Source organism: Desulfosarcina sp., from assembly GCF_033791525.1.
Lineage (GTDB): Bacteria > Desulfobacterota > Desulfobacteria > Desulfobacterales > Desulfosarcinaceae > Desulfosarcina.
Genome location: NZ_JASJGN010000425.1, coordinates 1 through 2,683, shown reverse-complemented (window position 1 = coordinate 2,683; position 2,683 = coordinate 1). Strand labels below are relative to the sequence as shown.

General features: G+C 54.8%; 3 protein-coding genes. All 3 read left to right on the top strand.

Going from position 1 to position 2,683, the window contains the following annotated elements:
• The first annotated feature begins 146 nt into the window (after positions 1 to 146).
• Positions 147 to 485 (top strand): P-II family nitrogen regulator, encoded by a 339-nt coding sequence (locus QNK41_RS20485; protein ID WP_319260928.1) that lies wholly within the window; start codon positions 147 to 149, stop codon positions 483 to 485.
• A 50-nt stretch (positions 486 to 535) separates the two neighbouring features.
• Positions 536 to 1,948: a type I glutamate--ammonia ligase gene (gene glnA, locus QNK41_RS20480; protein ID WP_319260925.1), complete on the top strand. Its 1,413-nt coding sequence runs from the start codon at positions 536 to 538 to the stop codon at positions 1,946 to 1,948.
• Between the two features lie 338 nt (positions 1,949 to 2,286).
• Positions 2,287 to 2,683 (top strand): 3-keto-5-aminohexanoate cleavage protein (locus QNK41_RS20475; protein WP_319260922.1); only part of this gene is annotated, 397 nt, incomplete at its 3' end.

Sequence of the window (2,683 nt, the reverse complement as noted above, 5' to 3'; positions counted from 1 at the left end):
CATCCTGGAAATTCTCCCGGGTGAAGATCCGATCCATGACTGAACAACGTTCGCAGAGGAACCGGAAAAAAGAAGTTCAAGACGGAAACCCACCCATGAGGAGGCGACAATCGCTCTCTCGTTTCATAAAAACAGGAGGTTGAAAAATGAAGAAGATCGAGGCCATCGTCAAACCCTTCAAACTGGACGATGTGAAAGAGGCTCTCAACGAGATCGGTATCCAGGGACTGACCATTTCGGAGGTTAAAGGCTATGGGCGCCAGAAGGGACACAAGGAGATCTATCGCGGTGCCGAGTATGTGGTGGACTTCATCCCCAAGGTTAAGATCGAGATTATCGTGGACTCGGAACGTTCCGCCCAGGTGGTGGAGGCCATTCAAAAAGCCGCCAACACAGGTAAAATCGGCGATGGAAAAATCTTCGTGTTTTCGGTGGAAGAGGTGATCCGGGTACGTACCGGTGAAACAGGAACAGATGCCATTTAATCGATAGAAAAGCTTTTCTTTACCTAATTTGACTTGAAGTGGAGGAAATGATGACCCCAGAACAAGTATTGGCAATGGCTAAGGAAAACGGCGTAAAGGTCGTGGACATTCGTTTCATGGATTTCCCGGGCATGTGGCAGCACTTCAGTGTACCCATCGCCCATCTGGACGAAGGCAGCTTTGAAGACGGCTTCGGCTTTGACGGATCCAGTATCCGCGGCTGGCAGCCCATTAATGCCAGTGACATGCTGGTGATCCCGGATGCGACAACGGCAAAGATCGATCCATTCTACAAAGACACCACTCTTGTGCTTATCGGCAATATCGCCGATCCCATCACCAGGGAAACCTACACCCGTGACCCGAGAAACATCGCCAAAAAAGTAGAAGCCTATCTCAAGAGCACCGGCATCGGCGATACGGCCTTCATCGGCCCGGAAGCCGAGTTCTTTATCTTCGATGATATCCGCTACAAAAGCGACCCCCATAGCGCTGCATTTGCTATCGATTCGGTTGAAGGTGAATGGAACACGGCACGGGACGAAGGCCCCAATCTGGGCTACAAACTCCGGCACAAGGAAGGCTATTATCCTGTGCCGCCATCGGACAGGTTCCAGGATCTTCGTTCGGAAATGATGCTTACACTGGAAAACCTGGGTATTGACGTGGAATGCCAGCACCATGAAGTGGCCGCTGCCGGGCAGTCCGAGATCGACATGCGCTTCATGCCGCTGCTTCAGATGGCCGACCAGCTCATGTGGTTTAAGTATGTATTGAAAAATGTTGCCCACAGGGCCGGCCACACCGTCACCTTCATGCCCAAACCCCTGTATGGTGAAAACGGTACCGGCATGCATACCCATGTGAGCATCTGGAAGGAAGGCAAACCCCTGTTCGCCGGTGACAAATATGCCGGTGTCTCCCAGGAAGCCCTCTGGGCCATCGGCGGCATCCTCAAGCACTGCGGGGCCCTGTGCGCCTTCACCAACCCCACGACCAACTCATACAAACGGCTGGTGCCGGGATACGAGGCACCGGTGAACCTGGCCTACTCCAGCCGCAACCGCAGTGCGGCCATCCGTATCCCCATGTATTCGGCGTCGCCCAAGGCCAAACGCATCGAGTTCCGGACTCCTGATCCGTCGTGCAACGGCTACCTGGCCTTTTCCGCCATCATGATGGCAGTACTCGACGGCATCCAGAACAAAATCGACCCGGGCGATCCGCTGGACAAGAACATCTATGACCTGCCGCCCGAAGAGCTGGCAGAGATCCCATCTGCGCCGGGTTCCCTGGACGAAGCGCTGGCTGCCCTGGCCGAAGACCACGCCTTTTTGCTCAAAGGCGACGTCTTTACCAAAGACGTCATCGACACGTGGATCGAATACAAGACCGAAAATGAAGTCAACCCCGTGCGGCTGCGTCCGCATCCTCACGAGTTCCACCTGTACTACGATATTTAATTCAGATGTCTTTGATAGTGCGACTGATTCTTCCCGACGACAATCGGCCCTCCATAAAGACGGCAGCCTGCTTTAACCAGCAGCGGGCTGCCGTTTTTATTACAAGACACTCGCCCGTCAGCCAATGCGGGATACAATAGCAGCCGTAATGTCATTCGGAGGCCTTTCCCGGACAGGATTGTCTTGCAGAATTTAGACGTTCGGTGCATGTTACCCAGGCACTCGTTGCACCTGAAACTGAACCGGGAAGACCCGTTTCAGGAATTTCGTCCACGTCCGTGTCTTTCCCTTCACTCGCGCCGTCAAGACGCCCCAAAACAGAAGGAGCTGAGGCGTTCATGGAAAAGCTCATCATCACAGTCGCACCCACCGGATCGCTTCCTCGAAAAAAAGACAATCCGCATGTCCCCATCACGCCGGAAGAAATCGTCGCCTGCGGCGTCCGCTGCGAGGCGGCCGGCGCCTCGATCATCCATGTGCACGTGCGCAACCTGGAAGATGAATCGCCCTCGACCGATTATGGGCTGTTCAAAGAGGCTTGTGAGGGGTTGCGGTCCAAGACCCGGTTGATCGTCCAGATCTCCACCGGTGGCCGGGCCGGCGTGGCTTACGAACAGCGGAGCAACCGGCTTCATCTGAAGCCGGAAATGGCCAGCCTCACGACCGGATCGGTGAATTTCCCAGACAGCGTCTACGAAAACAGCCCCCAACTGATCGAAGCCCTGGCGAGGGATA